This window comes from Enterobacter sp. Acro-832 (genome assembly GCF_011752745.1).
Taxonomy (GTDB): domain Bacteria; phylum Pseudomonadota; class Gammaproteobacteria; order Enterobacterales; family Enterobacteriaceae; genus Enterobacter; species Enterobacter quasiroggenkampii.
Genome location: NZ_VWWX01000001.1, coordinates 372,212 through 388,932, shown reverse-complemented (window position 1 = coordinate 388,932; position 16,721 = coordinate 372,212). Strand labels below are relative to the sequence as shown.

The following is a 16,721-nucleotide window of genomic DNA, read 5'->3' as shown; positions in this document are numbered from 1 at the left end:
TGCACCGGAAAAATTAGGGGTATCAGATGGCAAGGGCGACGAGAAAACGGGATACCATGTTATAGGCGGCGACAGTGGCAACCGCTTCCACGGTCTCTTTTTCACCTAACAGGCTGTTCAGCGCCCCGATAACGTTCTCCTCAACCACGACGTTCCGGGTGGACTGGTCCGTAAGATGTATCAGCAACGTTTCGGTGTCATTAAAGACGTGTGGCGCGGAGGATAACCGCAGGGCTTCTGCTTTTTTAGCAGTGCCGCCTGCATCCAGATAGGCAGGGTAGTGCACGTTCCATTCAAATTCTGCTTTATTCAGCCAGGCAACGCGCAGCATGATCAGTTCCCGGTATTCAAGGCTGAGCGAAAATTCCTGACGTACCCGTATCATCAGTTCGTTCCAGCCCGTAGCCAGGGGGGCACTCTTCAGTAATACCCGGTCAATACCTATCAGTTTTCCGCCGGGCCGACGGGCCTTTATCGCGTTGAGAAGATTGGCATCAACGGGCTCTTCATCCTGCCAGGGGGTTACTCTTGGTGTGGTCATATCATTTTTCCTGTTGAACAGAACAATCCAGCCGCGTCAGCTCAGTGTTAAGTCACCTTCGATCAGCATATTCTGGGCCAGTAACCACCGGTTCAGAGAGGAGTCAATCACCCGCTGATGGACCCCTTCAAACTGATGCACCGTGCCGCTACCGCTTACATCGATGACATACACAAGCCTGCCGGAGGCATCCTCTGCAGGTCTGTCACCGGAGGCCGGTATACCCTTCGGAAGGTGCCCGTCAGTGTGGATTTCAAGATGCGTAAGGGCGAGACCTTCAGCCCTGGCTTCGAGAATAAAGGCGGCCATCATGCAGGCATTAAACGCGGCGAGCATCAGCTCCTGGGGATCAGGAGCCAGTCCTTCGCCACCCAGCGAAACCGGTTCATCGGAATCGATAACATGACTTGGCAGGGCTGGCGGAGCGTTGTCTGCGGAAAAGGACTGGCAGAGCGTCCGGCTGGCCATGCCCCCCTGCCACGAGGTGACAAGGTCATAATGCGAGGTCTGGATTTGCATAATTACTCCAGTGCCGCACGCGGGTGTACGCGTGCGGCATGGTTATCAGGCGTTACGGCCAGCCATCACACCGCCATCGATATCCCAGATAGCGCCGGTGACCCAGCCAGTCTTGTCAGAAAGCAGGAAAGCAACGGTTTCCGCGATATCGACCGGGGTACCCACGCGGCCGATCGGGTGGAAGCTGTCAAAGCTGTTCATCACGTCCTTCACGTCGTCTTTCGGAATGAAGCCTTCGTAAATCGGTGTGTGAACAACGGCCGGAGAAACTGCATTCACACGTATCCCTTTTTCACCCAGTTCAATGGCCAGGTTTTTGGTCAGCGCATGCAGACCCGCTTTTGCCATTGAGTAAGCTGAAGACGGTGTGGCACCGATGGCCTGCTGTGCCCACATGGAGCCGATGTTAACAATGGAGCCTTTGATACCGGCCTCGACCATATTGCGCACCACGTCACGGGTAATAAAGAACGTCGCGCGGTTAATGTTCATGTACATGTCATAGTCTGACGCTTCATGTTCGGTGAACGGTTTCGGGAAAAATACGCCAGCAGCATTGACCAGCAGGCTGATATCCTTGTGTTCGGCATTGATGGTATTCACCACGTGCTGCATACCTTCTTCTTTCATCAGGTCGGCAACGATGATGGAAACCTGACCGTCTGCAGCCAGCGCCTGGCGGGCCTGCTCGGCTTTGTCCTGACGATTGCCTACCAGCACAACACTGCCACCGTTTTTCAGAACCAGCTTCGCCGTTTCGAAGCCCATACCGCTTGTACCACCGACCACTAACAGTTTTTTACCGGCAAAAGATGCGTTCATCGCTAACCTCTTTAAATTCATATGGTTGTAAATGATGAAAAGCCGCGCTCCTCATCGTGTGAAATCAGAATGCCACCCGAGCCCCAGATTGACGACTGAGAAGAAATTGCGACTCAGGAAAGAAAATCTTTCTCGCTGGCGTATACTGAGGAAAATAATGAATCAGGATAACCTCAATGCGATCGCTAAACCGACTTAAATGGCTGCATGCTTTTGAAGCCACCGCCAGGCACGGCAGCTTTACCGGCGCGGCACAGGAACTTGGCGTAACGCCCGCCGCAGTAGGCCAGCTGGTACGCTCGCTGGAAGACTGGGTCGGACACCCGCTTCTTCACCGCACCCGCTCAGGAAAAGAGCGTCTGACGCTGGTTGACGAGGCGCAGGAGGCACTGCAGGACATCACGCTGGGACTCGACAAACTGGAAACCGGATTAAATAAGCTACGTGGTCGCCGATCGCGCTCGGTGGTGGTGGTGACGGCATCGCAGGTACTGGTTATGAACTGGCTAATGGATCGCCTGAACCGGTTTTCGGAAACGCACGAAAATATCGATCTGCGGCTTAACGTCACGGAAAAACTGATGGACGTGTCGCACGGCGAGGCGGATATCGGTATTCGCTGCGGCCAGGGCGACTGGCCAGGCGTGAATAAAACCTGGCTGATGGATGAGGAAGCGGTGCTAGTCTGCAGTCCGCACCTGGTGCCGTCCGGGAAAATGGCCTGTAGTGAATGGCTCGCCACGCAAAAACTCATTCATGATGACACGCCCCATCCCGGGGCCGATTTTCCGTCATGGAATGATGTCCTGTTGGCGGTTGGTGCCCCCGAAGCGTTGGAAAGCGGGCTGCATATTAACTCCACCTCAGCTGTGATCCTGTCGGCCCTGAGTGGCAGGGGCGTGGCCATTGTGCGATACGCTCTGGTGAAAAAGCTTATCGAAACCGGACAGCTGGTCCAGCTGCATCCTGACCATCGGTGGCCGCTCAAATGGTCTTATTATGTGGTGACCCCGCAGCAAAAAGTCATGCGTGATGAAGTGAAAGTTTTCCACGACTGGCTTCTTCAGGATGTCGTCTCGGATCGTTCATAAACTGCCCGCTCAGGCATTACGCTGCTCCTGCAATCACGCCGGGCGCGTAATGCTTATTCCCTGCCAAACCACGACATAGAATTTCTTCGCTGCTCCGCAAGATTATCTGATTTGTTGAAGCTGTCTGGCTTTCTGATAATCGCCCTCAACGAAAGGTAATACAGACCGGATTTTAACCGGGCGTGTTACTTCAACCCTGAGCGAAGGAGAGAACGATGGCTTATCTGCAAATCACCCTGGATATCAGTAACGAAAACCGTGCGGCAGCCGCAGGGGTCTACCAGAAATACAAAACTCCGTTTCTGACCACCATTGAGGGTGCCACCTCTAAAGAGCTGCTTGTCCGTGATGAGGATGTCCAGGTGCTGCACGGCTTTAAGACTGTGGCGCAGGCGCAGGCATACCTTAACAGTCCGCTGTTCACGCAGGATGTCGTTGCAGGATTAAAACCCTATTTAAACAGCGCGCCTGACGTACGTATTTTCGACGTCATGTAATGATTTTTCTGAGACAAAAAATAACCGGAGTTTTCAATGTTCTTAAACTGGAATGAATATCGCAGTGGCCTGCTCGCCACCATCGGCAAATTTGCCAAACTGCAGCCAGAGTTTATGAAAGGCTTTCAGCAGATGGATAAAGGCGCGTCAGAAAACAAGCACCTCGATCCCAAAACCCATGAACTGATTGCACTGGCCGTGGCCGTCACCACCCGCTGTGACGGTTGCCTGGCCGTTCATGTGGACGCTGCGGTTAAGCACGGTGCCACGCGCGAAGAGATCGCCGAAGCGCTGGCCGTTGCCATTAACCTGAACACTGGCGCAGCGCTGACGTATACCGCGCGTGCGCTGGATGTTTACGATAATCTGCCGAACAAATAAGCCTGCAGACGACGGCCCCTGCGGGGCCGTCTAATTACTCACTATGATGTCACTGAATTCTGATTTTTCGCAGCGTGCGATCGTTACTCCGGACGATTATCAGTGGATACCTTCTCCCCAGCCCGGCGTTAAGCGCGTGATGCTTGACCGGATTGGTCGCGAGCAGGCCCGCGCAACCAGCCTTGTCCGGTATGCGCCCGGATCCGAATTTCCCGCACACAGCCATCCCGGCGGAGAGGAGATTCTGGTGCTCGAGGGGACTTTTACCGAAAACGGGGTCAACTATCCTGCCGGCTGGTATCTGCGCAGCCCGGACGGTTCTTCTCACCAACCCTCAAGTCGCGACGGCACAACCATTTTCGTCAAGCTGCGCCAGATGTCTGCCGAGGAACGCCAGCCGGTCAGGATAAATACGCAGGAGGCAGCTAACTGGCACGGTCAGCCGCAAAGACAAGTCTGCCCTTTATTCTCCGGCACCTCAGAAACCGTTCTGCTTCAGAAAATTGCCCCAGGCGAGCGGATCTTCTGTGCACCGCTTGTTGGCGGAGCAGAGATCCTTCTTCTGCAGGGGGAACTCCATGCGCCGGAAGGTTGCTATGGGGCAGGAAGCTGGCTGCGGTTTCCGCCGGATGATATGCCTGCTCTTATGGCCACCGCCTCTGGCGCACTTTTTTATCTGAAAACGGGACATCTCAGCCCGACAACCCTGACCGGAGCGACATTATGAAGCAGAGCGCTGTTATCATTGGTGCGGGCATAAGCGGCCTTTATGCCGCCACGCTGCTTGAAAAAGCGGGTGTTGATTATGTGATCCTTGAGGCTCGTGACAGAACGGGCGGGCGCGTGCTGTCAGGCCTGGAACTGTCGGGCACCTCCGCTGGCATTCATGTAGATATGGGGGCAGCGTGGTTCTGGCCTGATATTCAACCGGACTTCGCGCAACTGATCGAGCGGCTTAATCTTCCGGTAATCGCGCACGGCCGTCCGGGTGACATGCTCTACGAACGCCAGTTGGATTTGCCCCCCGAACGCTACCCTGCATGGGAGAGCTCCCCGGCGTCTTTCAGGCTGAAGGGAGGAATGCAGGCGCTGACGACGGCGCTTAAAAGTCAGATCCCGGCTGAGAAGATTAAAACCGGCCATCAGGTGGTGGCGGTTTCCCGGGCTGGCAAGGAAGTGCAGATCCATACCCGGTCCGAAGACAGTAAAAAAGCCGTATTTTCCGGTGAGCATGTCTTCCTCGCTTTGCCTCCTGCCCTGGCAGCTAAAATAGATTTCAGACCGGCGATGCCGGAACAGGTGCTGTCAAACTGGCGGAAAATCCCGACATGGATGGCTCCCCATGCAAAATATGTCGCTATATATAAAACAGACCTATTGCATGAGCGGCAGCTTTCAGGGAATGCAGGAAGCCGCGTGGGGCCAATGGTAGAGATCCATGACGTATCCGAGCCAGATTCGGGCAAAACGGCGATTTTTGGTTTTATTGGCGTACCGGCAAAATCGAGATGGACTGTCAGCGAAGCTGTTCTCAAAAGCCTTTGCCGGGAGCAGCTCGTACGCTTATTTGGACAGGATGCGGCAGAACCTGAAGCTGAGTATATAAAAGACTGGGCAGCCGATCCGTTTACTGCAACGGAATTTGATCTCCTGCAGGAAGTCGGGCACGCAATGCCTGTGCAACTTCCCGCCAGGGGAGAATGGTCCGGTGAGATAACAGGTATCGCCAGTGAATGGTCGCCGCAGTTCTCGGGCTATCTGGCAGGCGCAATTGACTCTGCATTAACGGGCGTTCAGCGCTGGTTACAACAGAAATAACCCATGATAATGGAGGGCCACAGTCCGAACCAAAGTTGGGTTTCAGGAAACACGACAAACTGGTTCGATAAAAAATTAGCTTTGAAAAAAGAGCTGGGTTCTGAAAAGTCCGCTTTTGGCACGAAGCGGACATCGTACCCTACTCAAAGTTGGATAATATTTCAGCAAATTGAAAGTGACTTGCTGCATTTGAGTCATGCTGAAACGGTTAACATTCATTCTCACTTTTCCCTTAAAAATGCAATCCATTGAAAATAACTCCCGATTTTAGAAATGGTCTGATGCTTTTTTAGTGTTTAAACAATGCGGTGGCTTCCATTAAATGCTCTTAAAACGTTGCAAAATCCGTAAGATACGTTTATAAATGTACTGTATATACATACAGTTATTCGTGCGGAGGGAAAAATGAAAATCGAACTAACCATTGATCACATGAAGAAACTTCCTGATGGAGCTATACCTGCGCTCGAGTCAGAACTGCTCAAAAGACTCAGCAAACAGTTCGATAAATGCCAGCTTACGATTAAGCGTGCCAGTAATGACGGTTTGACTGTTTTCGGAGGCGACAAGAAAGAGGTCGAACATATCGTGCAGGAGATCTGGGAAAGCGCGGACGAGTGGTTTTATTAATCGCGTGAAGTTCACTGGAGCAGTTTCAAAGAGTATCGCTGTTTGCGTTCCCCTGGCTGTTCCCGATTACTGTTTACCGCGTCAATAAGTCGCTCTGGGGGAAATAGTGTTTAGTGCAGATGCCTTTAATGCAGATGATCAATGGTACGACGTGGTCAGAAGGGCCGATAAAGCAGTTATCTATAGCTTCCCGGCGGAAGGGAGATATCTGGTTTATCGAGTAAATGGAATAGTTTCATTACGACCGTTACTCGAAGAGGAAGAAATCTTCACGTTCAACGGGTTCATGCAATTTGCAAAACGGCTTGGGTACCGAATTACACCACCGTCTGATATTATTCTCTCATAGGCCTGAACAACCTATACCTGATGCGCCACGGAGAGAACCATGGCGCTAGAATTACAACTTATCAAACACCATTCAGGAATACTGATCCCGGCTACGCCCGAGACCAGCGATCTTCTGCAATCCAAAACCCGGCTCGGCGATGTCCTTGTTGCCGAGTTCCGGCGGGTACGAAACCCGGCATTTCACCGGCGCTTTTTCGCTCTTCTCAATCTCGGTTTTGAATACTGGGAACCAACCGGCGGGGCTATCTCGAGTAACGAGCGGAAGTTGATTACCGGCTACGCCAAGTTCCTGGCTTCATATGGCGGGAATGAGGGCGCACTTATCGATGCTGCTGAGCAGTATCTTGAGCAGGTAGCTTATCGGCGCGTCACGAATGGCATTAGCCTGTGTAAATCCTTCGATGCTTACCGCTCATGGGTCATCGTTGAGGCAGGGTACTTTGATGCCATTCAGCTGCCAGACGGGACACTCAAAAAGCATCCTCGTAGCATCTCGTTTGCCAACATGGACGAGCTCGAGTTCCAGCAACTCTATAAAGCTGCGCTCGATGTTCTCTGGCGCTGGGTCCTGTCCCGTTCATTCCGCTGTCGTGATGAGGCAGAAAATGTCGCCGCGAAACTGCTTGGCTTTGCGGGGTGATGGGGATGAAGAAGACGTGGTTCCAGCATACCGACTGCAGCACCGAACAGGCCGACGAACTGGTTAAGCGTTACAAAGCTCGCGGCGTGCGAGTAGAGCGCAGCCTTAATCCGGATTACGTGACCTGGACTGTAAGTGCATTCCTGCCGACCTCAAATACCCCAGCGCGCCCGGATAGCCGCTGGCGAAACCGGATGTGGGGGTGAGCATGGCTATTTATCGCAGCAAAAAATGGCTCGCCGCCGTCGGGCAGATCGAGCGTTGTGTTCTTTGTGGAGCATGGGGTACGCAGGTGGCACACCGGAACGAAGGGAAAGGCATGGGATTAAAAACCGATGACTGTGCGACAGCTGCGCTCTGCGTTTGCTGTCAAGACAGCATTGATAACGGGAATAAGCTGAACAGGGAAGAGCGCCGGCAGCTTATGGATCGCGCGATTGTTCTGACAGTGATTGAAGTTGTCCGCCGCGGGCTGGTGGTGCCCGCATGAAAATCTACGACATTACGCCGATCGGCAAACCCCGAATGACTCAGCGAGACCGCTGGCACAAACGCCCAGCCACAGCTGCATATTGGGATTACAAAGCTCAGATCCGGTTGCTTGGGATCCGTCTGCCGGAATCCGGTTATCACATCACCTTTATCATCCCCATGCCAAAGAGCTGGAGTAAGCAGAAACGCGCGCAGTACAGCGGCCAGCCTCATCAACAAAAACCAGATAAAGACAATCTGGAAAAGGCGCTACTCGATGCCATTTTCGATGACGACAGCCGCGTCTGGGATGGCCGCGTGACAAAACTTTGGGGAGAGAAGGGGCAGATCATTATTGGGGGGTGCGCATCGTGACCAGAGACGAGATAACCCGATACCAGGCAGAAAGCGTTAAGCGCGCCCGCATGCCGCCAGTAGCAAAGCACAGCCAGACCAAAACCAATCTGCCACATAAGGAAGCCGCATGAACAGTCAGCAACTGGAATACGTACGTCAGCAGCTCATTGTGGCGACCGCAGATCTGAGCGGGGCGACAAAAGGGCAGCTGGTAGCTTTCGCTGAGAATGCACAGTACACCGCGACGGCGCGCAGCCGGGGCAGGAAAAAGGTATTCGACAAGGATAAGCAGCGCATGGTCAACCCTAACGGTCCGCCGATGAGCGGCAGCCAGTCCCGCGCCAAGGGCTCATCAATCGCATTGGTTGGCCCGGTTGAATTCGTGACAGCGTCCTGGCGCCGCGCTGTGCTGTCACTGGAAGGCCATCAGAAAGCTTGGCTGCTGTGGAACTACAGCGAGAACACCCGCTTCGAATACCAGGTGGCGATCACCCAGTGGGCATGGGCTGAGTTCCGGGAGCAGCTCGGCGCGCAGAAGGTGGCTGGCAAGACGATGGAGCGCCTAAAGAAGCTGATCTGGCTGGCGGCACAGGACGTCAAAGCGGAGCTGGCGGGTAGGGAAGTGTATCAACACCAGGACCTGGCGGCCCTGTGTGGCGTTAAGCCTGATAACTGGTGCCATAACTACGCCGACTACTGGCGGACCATGTGCGCCATCTTTAAGCGACTTGATAGCGATTCTCTTCTTTGCGCCGTGAGAACACGATCACAGCAAAAGGCGACTTTTTCGCAGCAGGGTCTTGCAAATGTCAATTAAATGAGTCATATTTGACTCTAATTTGATAAAATCTCCAAATTCTATAAACCCGCATTTGAGCGGGTTTTTTGTATGTTTCAACAAAGGAATTGGTGATGTTGTACTGTGATTTAATTGAGATCTTTGGTCCGGACCCGTTGAATAATAAAGATGAAGGAATTTCCATTCTTCGCGATAAGTATGGGATTGAAGCGCCAGAACAAGTTTTTGCGCAAATTTATTGCGGGTTATCTAACGATTCTAGATTTCAGGCCTTGTATGGGCATCTAAATCTTAAATCACTTAAATGGGATTTGGTCAGATTGAAAACTGCTGAGTTCACTGCGTTTGGTAAAAATGCTACCTATCCTGAACACATGCTTGAGATTTCGGAAGATTTTAATACCTGCGGCAACCAGTTTTGTATTGATGCAAGAGAAGAGGTTGCACAACATTGGCTCAAATTCGGCACATGGGACGAACCACCGATGTTTATTGAACGTTCTCTCATTTCGTCTGATGAGAGAGGCTTGCACCTCATGGAAGGGCATACAAGATTAGGTACTTTGCTTGGTGCTATTAAGTACGGATTTGTGAAGTTAGCTGACACCCATGAAATCTTTATAGCCTCCATGAAATAGGTGAGAAATGGCGATTCACTAGTGTTGATATGAATCGCAACTCATCGAAACATGCCTTCAACCCTAAGAGCCGCATTGCTCGACTCTCGTTTCAAATTGCCAGCCTTCGTGCTGGCTTTTTTATTTTCAGGCCCGCGGGAATCATCATCGACACGCTTTGTTGAAAATCCAGCCCGACGGGCCTGACCCCTTTTAAACACACACAGCACCCCGTTCTTTCGGAGGTGATATGGCTAAACGTATGCAAGATAAAGAAAGCATTGCCGGAGTGTCATGGCTGATTGTCCTTGCTCTGTCATGCTGGGGCGGCCTTGTCCGATACCTTATTGACGTTAAGCAGAACAAAGCCACCTGGAGCTGGATCAACGCGCTGGCGCAAATTGCAGTATCCGGCTTTACCGGCCTCATTGGTGGCCTGATCAGCGTTGAAAGCGGGCTGAGCCTTTACATGATTCTGGTTACGTCAGGAATTAGCGGGACGATGGGCTCCGTGGCACTGACGTACTTTTGGGAACGCCTGACGGGGATGAAGAATGCAAACCAGTGATAAAGGCATTGACCTGATCAAGCAGTTCGAAGGCTGTAAGCTCACCGCTTACCAGGACAGCGCCGGAGTGTGGACCATCGGATATGGCTGGACTCAGCCTGTCGACGGGAAACCAATTCGCGCCGGGATGACGATTAAGCAGGAAACGGCAGAGCGTCTGCTGAAGACTGGACTGGTCGGCTACGAAAGCGATGTGTTCCGCCTGGTCAAAGTTGGACTGACTCAGGGGCAATTTGACGCCCTGGTGTCGTTCACGTACAACCTCGGCGCCCGGTCACTGTCGACATCGACCCTTCTGAGAAAACTCAACGCCGGTGATTATGCTGGCGCTGCCGATGAGTTCCTGCGCTGGAATAAAGCTGGTGGCAAAGTCCTGAACGGGCTGACCCGTCGCCGGGAGGCAGAGCGCGCTCTGTTCCTGTCGTGATTGGCGCACTGGTAAAGCGTTACTGGCTGCAGTTGATTGTGGTGGCGCTAATCGGGGTTCTGACGTTCTTCGTGAATCACTACCGCGACAACGCCATCACCTACAAAGACCAGCGCGATAAAGCCACCAAGAATCTCCGCCTGGCTAACGACACCATCAAAGATATGCAGGTGCGCCAGCGAGATGTGGCTGCGCTGGATGCCAAATATACAAAGGAACTCGCAGATGCAAAAGCTCAAAATGATGCTCTGCAACGCAAGCTTGATAATGGTGGCCGGTTGCTCGTCAAAGGCCGCTGTCCAGTGTCAGCCTCAACCCAAGCCACCGGCGCCGCCAGCATGGGCGATGATGCCACCATCGAACTCTCTGCAGTTGCTGGACGAAACGTTCTCGGTATCAGATCCGGAATCATCAGCGACCAAACATCCCTGAGGACATTGCAGGAATACATCGCAACACAGTGCCTGAAGTAAGACATTATATGAGCCCTTCACTGAGGAGCTTCGATAATAGCCTTGAAATCTACAATACAATCCCCATTTGATTTTTGTAACCTGCCATAACGGCGGTATAAAAGGGATTTGATATGTTAGATAATTATTTTAAAACTGGCATGGCCAGTACCGACAAAAAAACACAGCGTTTACTTGCAGTTCAGGCTGCATTGGAAATTGCCAAGCATTCTGTTGGATCAGCTGGCGGTGCAGAGCATTCACGCGTTGACCAAGATCTTGATACGGTCACCGAAAAAATAGGAACGCTTGCAGATGCAATTCAAGCTGCGCTTACTAAAAACATCGATTGAGTGATAACCGCCTCCGGGCGGTTTTTTATTGCCACATGAATCGTGTCGTTTGTGGTGTGAAAGTTATGGTGGCTTGGTTCCAGTTTTTTCCAGCAAGAATTTTCTCTATGCAGTGTGTGGCGTAAAGGCCATCTGGTGGAGTGAAAGAGATATATTCGCTTTCACTAGTTAACTTGAAGTCATGTATAGCTGCAATTGCTGTACGCCCGTCATAGTCAATGCTCCGAAAACAGGTAATCCTCGCTTCGTAAAACGTGTCGGGTAAACCCTCTAGCATGCATCCTGTGGCCCATTGCAAAAGCTGTTCATTTGAATACTCCGGCTGAGTGGTTGGAGCTTCCTGCTGCTTACTTATGAGCCGCTTAAATGTATTGAGAAAGGAAAACATGTCACCTCCATGGTTTTTTTCAAGGTTAGCATAGTATTGCAATACACCCGGAGGGATCCATCGTTAGGGTAACATCCATGATAAGGGATAGAGACAATGATATCCCCACCTGAGGATAAGCCCATTAAGCACCAAAGCGGATAGTCCGTAGCCGAAAGGCAATGCAGCAGTCATTAAGCTGCCCCGAGTCGCGTAATGGCGAGTAGGTATAGCAGACCGATGTGAGGGTAAATAAGGGAACATGCTCCGGTAAAGCAGCGCGAACGCCATACGTGCACCGGTTGTAAGCGGCGATAAAGCGACAGCAACTCAAAGGCATGAGCGCAGCCACTGCGAGAGTGCGGATGGTATTACACCAGGCATACACTGAGTGCCTGTGATAATTTCGAAACACATTAATCAGGTGCGCGAGATGTCGGGTAAAACCGAACCGGACGAAGCGTGACGCTGCTATAAGCTGGAGGATGGTGCAGACGACCTAAATCTTCTGGCTCAATGGTTCGAATCCATTCCTGATTATCACACCCAAGCCACTGGCATTCGCTTGTGGCTTTTAATTGATGTCATCTTAAGCAGAACCATAATTATCCTGTACAAGAAGTTGATACTGAAGGTGTCGTGATGCGAATTTACGACTTTCGAAACAGGAGTGCATGATGCATACAATAGACGACTCGAATTTTCATAAAGTAGTGCAGGCAATTAAGGCAGGCCCCACGGACATTGCTTTCCAATCCGCATTAGAACTTGGTTTTAAGTGGCTTGAAGAGTATGAAGCAAAATTGCTGAAGCTCACTGATGAGCAAGCGAAGACTCTTAAAGACTTGCTTTCACAATAAACCTGAAATTTTCATCGCCATCAAAAAGGCCACCTCCGGGTGGTTTTTTTAATGGCTATAACAACAGGAATATAACAATGGCAAAACCGGACTGGGGTGAGCTTCAGCAACGGTTCCTGTCCGACCATGCCGCAACCGGCGTATCACCAAAGGAATGGTGTGAAGCGCAGGGACTGAACTACGCTACCGCCCGTCGATATATCAAAAAACCTTATGCGCAAACTGCTCAACAACCTGCGCAGAAAAAAATGCGCACTGCGCAGAAAGATAAAAGCGCTAATGAGCTGGTGGATGATGATGGACTTACCGCTCAGCAGCGCTTATTTGTCGCGGAGTACCTAAAGGACAACAACGCCACCGCTGCCGCTGCACGTGCTGGTTATAGTGACCCAAACTACGGGCGTCAGCTAATAGCGAATCCTAACGTTGCGCAGGCCATTGCGCAGCAGCAGAAAGCCTCCATTGTGCGCACGCTTGGCAGTGCCGATGAGGTCTTGGCCCAGATGTGGCAGCTCGCCACCTTCGATGCAAACCAGCTTTCGCAGTATCGCCGCGGTGCTTGTCGTTATTGCTGGGGCTTTGGCCATCAATATCAGTGGCGAGATATGGTGGAGTTCGAAGAGAAGCGGCTGGAAGCTACAGAACGCGATAAGCGCGAGCCCGTCGATGTTGGTGGTTACGGTTACGACCACAATCGAGAACCAAACCCCGAATGCCCGCGCTGCAATGGCGATGGCATCGGCCAGCCTTATTTCCCTGACACACGCAAACTCCCGGCTGCTTCCAGGCTAGCCTATTCAGGCGTAAAGGTTGGAAAAAACGGCGTCGAAATCACAGCCATCAGTCGGGAAAGAATGTTCGAAGCGGTCATGAAGCGCCTGGGCCTGGCCGATAGCGAATTCGCGCAGCGCCTGCAGCAGATTGAAATCGAACGCCGGCAGCTTGAGGTCGAGAAACTCCGCAAGGAGCTGGCGGGTGATGGTGACGATGACGAGCCAACTCCAGTTCAAATCAATATCAACGTAGTGGACGCGAGGGCGGACGATGGGGATCAGCCCGACACTTAATATCCCTCAAGCTCGGTTCTTGGCAATGCAGCAAAAATTCAAAGCCTATGTTGCCGGGTTCGGTTCCGGTAAGACGTGGGTGGGTTGTAGCGGCATCTGTAAGGGGATGTGGGAGCACCCTAAAATCAACCAGGGCTATTTCGCGCCAACATATCCGCAGATCCGTGACATCTTCTACCCGACGATTGAAGAGGTGGCCTTTGACTGGGGGCTGAGCGTCAAAATCAACGAGGGGAACAAAGAAGTTCACTTCTACGAGGGGCGGCGCTACCGCGGGACAACCATCTGCCGCTCGATGGAGAAGCCCGGCTCGATAGTTGGTTTCAAAATTGGTAACGCGATGGTGGATGAGCTGGACGTCATGGCGGCTGCCAAAGCGCAGCAGGCTTGGTGAAAAATCATCGCCCGTATGCGTTATAAGGTCGATGGGCTGCGAAATGGCATCGATGTAACGACGACGCCAGAAGTGTTCAAGTTCGTCTACCAGCAGTTCGTGAAGGCGGTGCGTGAAAAGCCAGAGCTTGCGGCGCTGTATGGACTGATTCAGGCCAGCACGTTTTACGGCTGCGTGAAATCTGGCGCCGATACGTGATAAAGGGTAGCGTTCAGACGTTTGGATACGATAGCGACTTTACGGCAAACGGCGCAGTTGTGGTGCAATCATCTCCGCCAGTATCAATATTGAAGATTAGCAGTAAGCATGCTGTAATGAGCTTACTTAATTTGAGGGTAACTTGAGCCTAGATTTAAAAATGATAAAAACTTCTACTCTTTTCCTTTGTACTTCCTTATTTTCAAGCATGGCTTTTGCAGAAAATCACTACATACCTCTACTTTATAACTTATCGACTATGTTTGATTTCAATCCAGTTAAGGGGGCTGTTAAATCCTTAGATACTGATGTTGAGGAGAATGGAAAAATCACTTATAAAATCTCCATCAGACTGGATAAAAATGGTTGTGTTGATAGCTTAAATCTTGATAATGTTTCTTCCGGGCATGAAACCATTCTAAAATATACAAATGGAAGTCTTATTGGCCATAGAGATGGCAAGCCTTTCTCAATACAACTTGATGAAAAATGTCACATTTTGAGTAAAAATGAAAACGGTGACGAGTTGCGTTACACTCTTTACCCGAATGGATTAATTAAAGACACCTATTTTTTAGGTAAAAAAATATCTGAACATTTTTATGATGAAGACGATAATTTGACGCGCTCTGAATTTTATAGTTCAGAAAGCGTTATGTCTAAAAATGAAATATCTTATGTTGATAAAAAAAGAAAGCCTCTTGATTATAAACTAATAAACTCATCAGTTTTCTCGGAGGGGTATACAGCAACCAGTTCTTGTCATTATAACGAAATGCTTGTGCCTGAAATATGTAATGCCACAGTACAGAGCGCAGGTAATCCGGCACCGAAAACAGTTTCAATGACAGCACATACGAAAGTTGAATTCTACTAGATTAAAACGATTCCAATAAGCTACCTCCGGCATCATGGTGTTTTATCGGGACGAGTTCAATGAAGGCACTGGCTTAATGTAAGAGGAATTTAAGATGAATGTAGAAACGGTCCGCTTAATCCTGGAACCCTTTAATGATTCACATTATGAAGGCTTAAGGGTAATGGATAGTGATGCTGAGGTGATGCGCTATATCAATAAGGGTATCGTTAAAACGCCCGAAGAAACCTGGGAGGGCATCAGAAGGGTGCAGGCTCGCTGGGATAAGTATCACTTCTCGTGGTGGGCTATCAGAGAGAAATCTTCTGGTGAGATCGTTGGTGCAGCATGCCTCCAGCACCTGGCCAACGTGGAGGGTGCACCATTAGAGATTGGCTGGCGCCTCGTTCCTGAACACAATGGCAAAGGCTATGCTACAGAGGCAGCGAAAGCGATCGTTGATTACGCTGTAGAACGGGTGGGAGCATCTTATCTGGTAGCCGTGGCCGATCCCGAAAATATCGCATCGCAGCGTGTTATGAAAAGGTTAGGTATGACTTATAAAGCAATAGAGCAGCATTACGATACGGAATGCGTAGTCTATGAGCTTAATATTGGTAAGCCTGCTTAAGTAACAGATACACCTCTGCCACTTTATCTCCGCTTACAGCACCTCAACCAATTCAAATTCTTCTGCGACCAGTTCCATATCTTCAGAAAAATGGCCTTCGCGGAAGAAAAATCGCTGATGCTCTGTCTGCCAGTATTCAAGGCTTAAATCACCTTCACCCTCTTTACGAGCGAATTCCTCATTAACATCGCAAAAACGCACCAGTCGCATGGAAACCAGCCGGATCACACAGACCGGGACATTCTGGCCATCAAGAATGATGTTATAGCTCCCCATCCGCGGAGCAGATACATCCTGCGAGTACGAGGCAAAAGATCCGCAGGTGGCCGTTTTGAGCCCTTTTTTAATCAGGTCCGCTAGTTCGTTCGCCAGTTCCGGGCTGTCACCCATTTGCCAGGCCTGTGCGCCCGGGTATTTCATTTTTAATTCCTCAACCGTCACCATTCAACTTCCCTCATAACTTTTTTTCAAAAGAAACATACCAGCGGTTTTAGCATAAACATCGTCGATACCAGAAGCGTACTCTGCTTTACTGACACCTTTTTTCACTGGTGGGCAGGAAAACAAAGCGTTGCGCTTATTGCTCGAGTGAATATATCCTTGCGGGGTTATCTGCGTGGTGAATCTATGGCCGGTAGCCAGGCGCGTGACGTTGTATAACAAAGAAAAGTCACCGGGATAGAACCGACGCCACGCTTTTTCTGTAACTTTTATCCCATTGGAAGGGGTTAACGTGTTCAAGCTTAATTCATCGCTACTGGTGGCGTTGCTACTGTCAGGCTGTAGCGACGATCTGGTTCTCAGCCCACCTCAGCAACCTGAATACAAATCGATGCCTGAAATAACGCAGTCTGTGACGCCATCACAACAGCGCGCAATCATGGCAGGCGAGCGGCCTGACTGGTCAGAAAGAACGCCGGTCAAGACAATAAAGCAGTACTAATAAGCACGTATTAACCAGGGCTGCCGTTCGGCGGCCTTTTTATTTCCCCATTTGAGAAGGTGCAAAGATGG

Annotated in this window: 28 protein-coding genes and 1 pseudogene; 22 read left to right on the top strand and 7 right to left on the bottom strand. The window is 50.9% G+C overall.

All coding sequences use genetic code 11. The features are described from left to right. Window positions 1-22 precede the first annotated feature (22 nt). Genes F3J31_RS01815 through F3J31_RS01805 form a run of 3 tightly spaced genes read right to left on the bottom strand, consistent with a single transcriptional unit; the run spans window position 23 to window position 1,882 of the window. The gene (locus F3J31_RS01815; protein ID WP_167211017.1) at window positions 23-541 is read right to left on the bottom strand and encodes a carboxymuconolactone decarboxylase family protein; all 519 of its coding nucleotides are present in this window, start codon (window positions 539-541) and stop codon (window positions 23-25) included. 36 nt (window positions 542-577) lie between these two features. Continuing rightward, window positions 578-1,060 carry an OsmC family protein gene (locus tag F3J31_RS01810; protein ID WP_167211014.1) on the bottom strand — a complete coding sequence of 161 codons (483 nt, stop codon included), beginning with the start codon at window positions 1,058-1,060 and terminating at the stop codon, window positions 578-580. A 45-nt stretch (window positions 1,061-1,105) separates the two neighbouring features. After that, window positions 1,106-1,882, bottom strand: coding sequence for an SDR family oxidoreductase (locus F3J31_RS01805; protein WP_007712986.1), 777 nt, complete (start codon window positions 1,880-1,882; stop codon window positions 1,106-1,108). Between the two features lie 176 nt (window positions 1,883-2,058). Here F3J31_RS01805 and F3J31_RS01800 point away from each other — a divergent pair, with 176 nt between their 5' ends. The 15 genes from F3J31_RS01800 to F3J31_RS01730 all read left to right on the top strand — a co-directional run bounded on the left by F3J31_RS01800 (window position 2,059) and on the right by F3J31_RS01730 (window position 10,529). Then, window positions 2,059-2,973, top strand: a complete 915-nt coding sequence (locus F3J31_RS01800) for a LysR substrate-binding domain-containing protein (RefSeq protein WP_167211011.1) — start codon at window positions 2,059-2,061, stop codon at window positions 2,971-2,973. Between the two features lie 215 nt (window positions 2,974-3,188). Next, the gene (locus F3J31_RS01795; RefSeq protein WP_167211009.1) at window positions 3,189-3,470 is read left to right on the top strand and encodes a hypothetical protein; all 282 of its coding nucleotides are present in this window, start codon (window positions 3,189-3,191) and stop codon (window positions 3,468-3,470) included. 36 nt (window positions 3,471-3,506) lie between these two features. After that, window positions 3,507-3,851, top strand: coding sequence for a carboxymuconolactone decarboxylase family protein (locus F3J31_RS01790; RefSeq protein ID WP_007712977.1), 345 nt, complete (start codon window positions 3,507-3,509; stop codon window positions 3,849-3,851). Window positions 3,852-3,894: 43 nt separating this feature from the next. Beyond that, on the top strand, window positions 3,895-4,578 hold the full coding sequence (locus F3J31_RS01785) for a cupin domain-containing protein (protein ID WP_167211006.1): 684 nt from the start codon (window positions 3,895-3,897) through the stop codon (window positions 4,576-4,578). Beyond that, a complete protein-coding gene (locus F3J31_RS01780; RefSeq protein ID WP_167211003.1) occupies window positions 4,575-5,669 on the top strand; it encodes an FAD-dependent oxidoreductase in 1,095 nt (364 codons plus the stop codon). The genes F3J31_RS01785 and F3J31_RS01780 overlap by 4 nt, the downstream gene beginning before the upstream one ends. Window positions 5,670-6,074: 405 nt before the next feature. Continuing rightward, window positions 6,075-6,299, top strand: coding sequence for a DinI family protein (locus F3J31_RS01775; RefSeq protein ID WP_167211000.1), 225 nt, complete (start codon window positions 6,075-6,077; stop codon window positions 6,297-6,299). Between the two features lie 388 nt (window positions 6,300-6,687). Then, window positions 6,688-7,290 (top strand): DUF1367 family protein, encoded by a 603-nt coding sequence (locus tag F3J31_RS01770; protein WP_167210997.1) that lies wholly within the window; start codon window positions 6,688-6,690, stop codon window positions 7,288-7,290. Further along, window positions 7,290-7,496 (top strand): hypothetical protein, encoded by a 207-nt coding sequence (locus tag F3J31_RS01765; protein ID WP_167210994.1) that lies wholly within the window; start codon window positions 7,290-7,292, stop codon window positions 7,494-7,496. The genes F3J31_RS01770 and F3J31_RS01765 overlap by 1 nt, the downstream gene beginning before the upstream one ends. A 2-nt stretch (window positions 7,497-7,498) precedes the next feature. After that, complete coding sequence (locus F3J31_RS01760) at window positions 7,499-7,780, top strand: hypothetical protein (RefSeq protein WP_167210991.1); 282 nt, start codon at window positions 7,499-7,501, stop codon at window positions 7,778-7,780. Further along, a complete protein-coding gene (locus F3J31_RS01755) occupies window positions 7,777-8,136 on the top strand; it encodes a RusA family crossover junction endodeoxyribonuclease (RefSeq protein ID WP_167210988.1) in 360 nt (119 codons plus the stop codon). Before F3J31_RS01760 ends, F3J31_RS01755 begins: the two co-directional genes overlap by 4 nt. Continuing rightward, the gene (locus tag F3J31_RS01750; RefSeq protein WP_167210985.1) at window positions 8,133-8,249 is read left to right on the top strand and encodes a hypothetical protein; all 117 of its coding nucleotides are present in this window, start codon (window positions 8,133-8,135) and stop codon (window positions 8,247-8,249) included. The genes F3J31_RS01755 and F3J31_RS01750 overlap by 4 nt, the downstream gene beginning before the upstream one ends. Continuing rightward, window positions 8,246-8,935, top strand: a complete 690-nt coding sequence (locus F3J31_RS01745; protein WP_167210982.1) for a bacteriophage antitermination protein Q — start codon at window positions 8,246-8,248, stop codon at window positions 8,933-8,935. Before F3J31_RS01750 ends, F3J31_RS01745 begins: the two co-directional genes overlap by 4 nt. A gap of 95 nt (window positions 8,936-9,030) precedes the next feature. After that, complete coding sequence (locus F3J31_RS01740; protein ID WP_167210979.1) at window positions 9,031-9,555, top strand: hypothetical protein; 525 nt, start codon at window positions 9,031-9,033, stop codon at window positions 9,553-9,555. Between the two features lie 241 nt (window positions 9,556-9,796). Next, window positions 9,797-10,102 (top strand): phage holin family protein, encoded by a 306-nt coding sequence (locus tag F3J31_RS01735; RefSeq protein WP_167210976.1) that lies wholly within the window; start codon window positions 9,797-9,799, stop codon window positions 10,100-10,102. Beyond that, window positions 10,089-10,529, top strand: coding sequence for a lysozyme (locus F3J31_RS01730; RefSeq protein WP_167210973.1), 441 nt, complete (start codon window positions 10,089-10,091; stop codon window positions 10,527-10,529). Before F3J31_RS01735 ends, F3J31_RS01730 begins: the two co-directional genes overlap by 14 nt. Before the next feature lie 47 nt (window positions 10,530-10,576). Here F3J31_RS01730 and F3J31_RS01725 read toward each other — a convergent pair whose 3' ends face one another. Further along, on the bottom strand, window positions 10,577-10,768 hold the full coding sequence (locus tag F3J31_RS01725; RefSeq protein WP_167210970.1) for a hypothetical protein: 192 nt from the start codon (window positions 10,766-10,768) through the stop codon (window positions 10,577-10,579). On the opposite strand from F3J31_RS01725, the gene F3J31_RS01720 reads away from it, so the two are divergent. Together F3J31_RS01720 and F3J31_RS01715 are read left to right on the top strand one after the other, a co-directional pair. Continuing rightward, the gene (locus tag F3J31_RS01720) at window positions 10,755-10,961 is read left to right on the top strand and encodes a lysis system o-spanin lipoprotein Rz1 (protein ID WP_167210967.1); all 207 of its coding nucleotides are present in this window, start codon (window positions 10,755-10,757) and stop codon (window positions 10,959-10,961) included. The genes F3J31_RS01725 and F3J31_RS01720 overlap by 14 nt on opposite strands. A 154-nt stretch (window positions 10,962-11,115) precedes the next feature. After that, on the top strand, window positions 11,116-11,334 hold the full coding sequence (locus F3J31_RS01715) for a hypothetical protein (RefSeq protein ID WP_167210964.1): 219 nt from the start codon (window positions 11,116-11,118) through the stop codon (window positions 11,332-11,334). Between the two features lie 25 nt (window positions 11,335-11,359). On the opposite strand, the gene F3J31_RS01710 is transcribed toward F3J31_RS01715, so the two are convergent. Further along, window positions 11,360-11,722, bottom strand: coding sequence for a hypothetical protein (locus F3J31_RS01710; protein WP_167210961.1), 363 nt, complete (start codon window positions 11,720-11,722; stop codon window positions 11,360-11,362). A gap of 653 nt (window positions 11,723-12,375) precedes the next feature. On the opposite strand from F3J31_RS01710, the gene F3J31_RS01705 reads away from it, so the two are divergent. From F3J31_RS01705 to F3J31_RS01685, 5 genes and pseudogenes are all read left to right on the top strand, one after another. Beyond that, window positions 12,376-12,561 (top strand): hypothetical protein, encoded by a 186-nt coding sequence (locus F3J31_RS01705; protein WP_167210958.1) that lies wholly within the window; start codon window positions 12,376-12,378, stop codon window positions 12,559-12,561. 77 nt (window positions 12,562-12,638) lie between these two features. After that, window positions 12,639-13,628, top strand: coding sequence for a terminase small subunit (locus F3J31_RS01700; RefSeq protein WP_167210955.1), 990 nt, complete (start codon window positions 12,639-12,641; stop codon window positions 13,626-13,628). Beyond that, a pseudogene (locus F3J31_RS01695) lies at window positions 13,606-14,187 on the top strand (terminase family protein); the annotation flags it as partial. The gene F3J31_RS01700 and the pseudogene F3J31_RS01695, both read left to right, overlap by 23 nt. A 193-nt stretch (window positions 14,188-14,380) precedes the next feature. After that, entirely contained in the window at window positions 14,381-15,097 is a 717-nt protein-coding gene (locus F3J31_RS01690) for a YnfC family lipoprotein (protein WP_167210953.1), read from the top strand. Between the two features lie 94 nt (window positions 15,098-15,191). Next, a complete protein-coding gene (locus F3J31_RS01685; protein ID WP_167210951.1) occupies window positions 15,192-15,707 on the top strand; it encodes a GNAT family N-acetyltransferase in 516 nt (171 codons plus the stop codon). A gap of 33 nt (window positions 15,708-15,740) precedes the next feature. Here the strand turns inward: F3J31_RS01685 and F3J31_RS01680 are convergent, their stop codons facing one another. Both F3J31_RS01680 and F3J31_RS01675 read right to left on the bottom strand, forming a co-directional pair. Next, window positions 15,741-16,151, bottom strand: coding sequence for an ASCH domain-containing protein (locus F3J31_RS01680; protein ID WP_167210949.1), 411 nt, complete (start codon window positions 16,149-16,151; stop codon window positions 15,741-15,743). Beyond that, window positions 16,152-16,448, bottom strand: a complete 297-nt coding sequence (locus F3J31_RS01675; protein WP_167210947.1) for a hypothetical protein — start codon at window positions 16,446-16,448, stop codon at window positions 16,152-16,154. Between the last annotated feature and the right edge of the window lie 273 nt (window positions 16,449-16,721).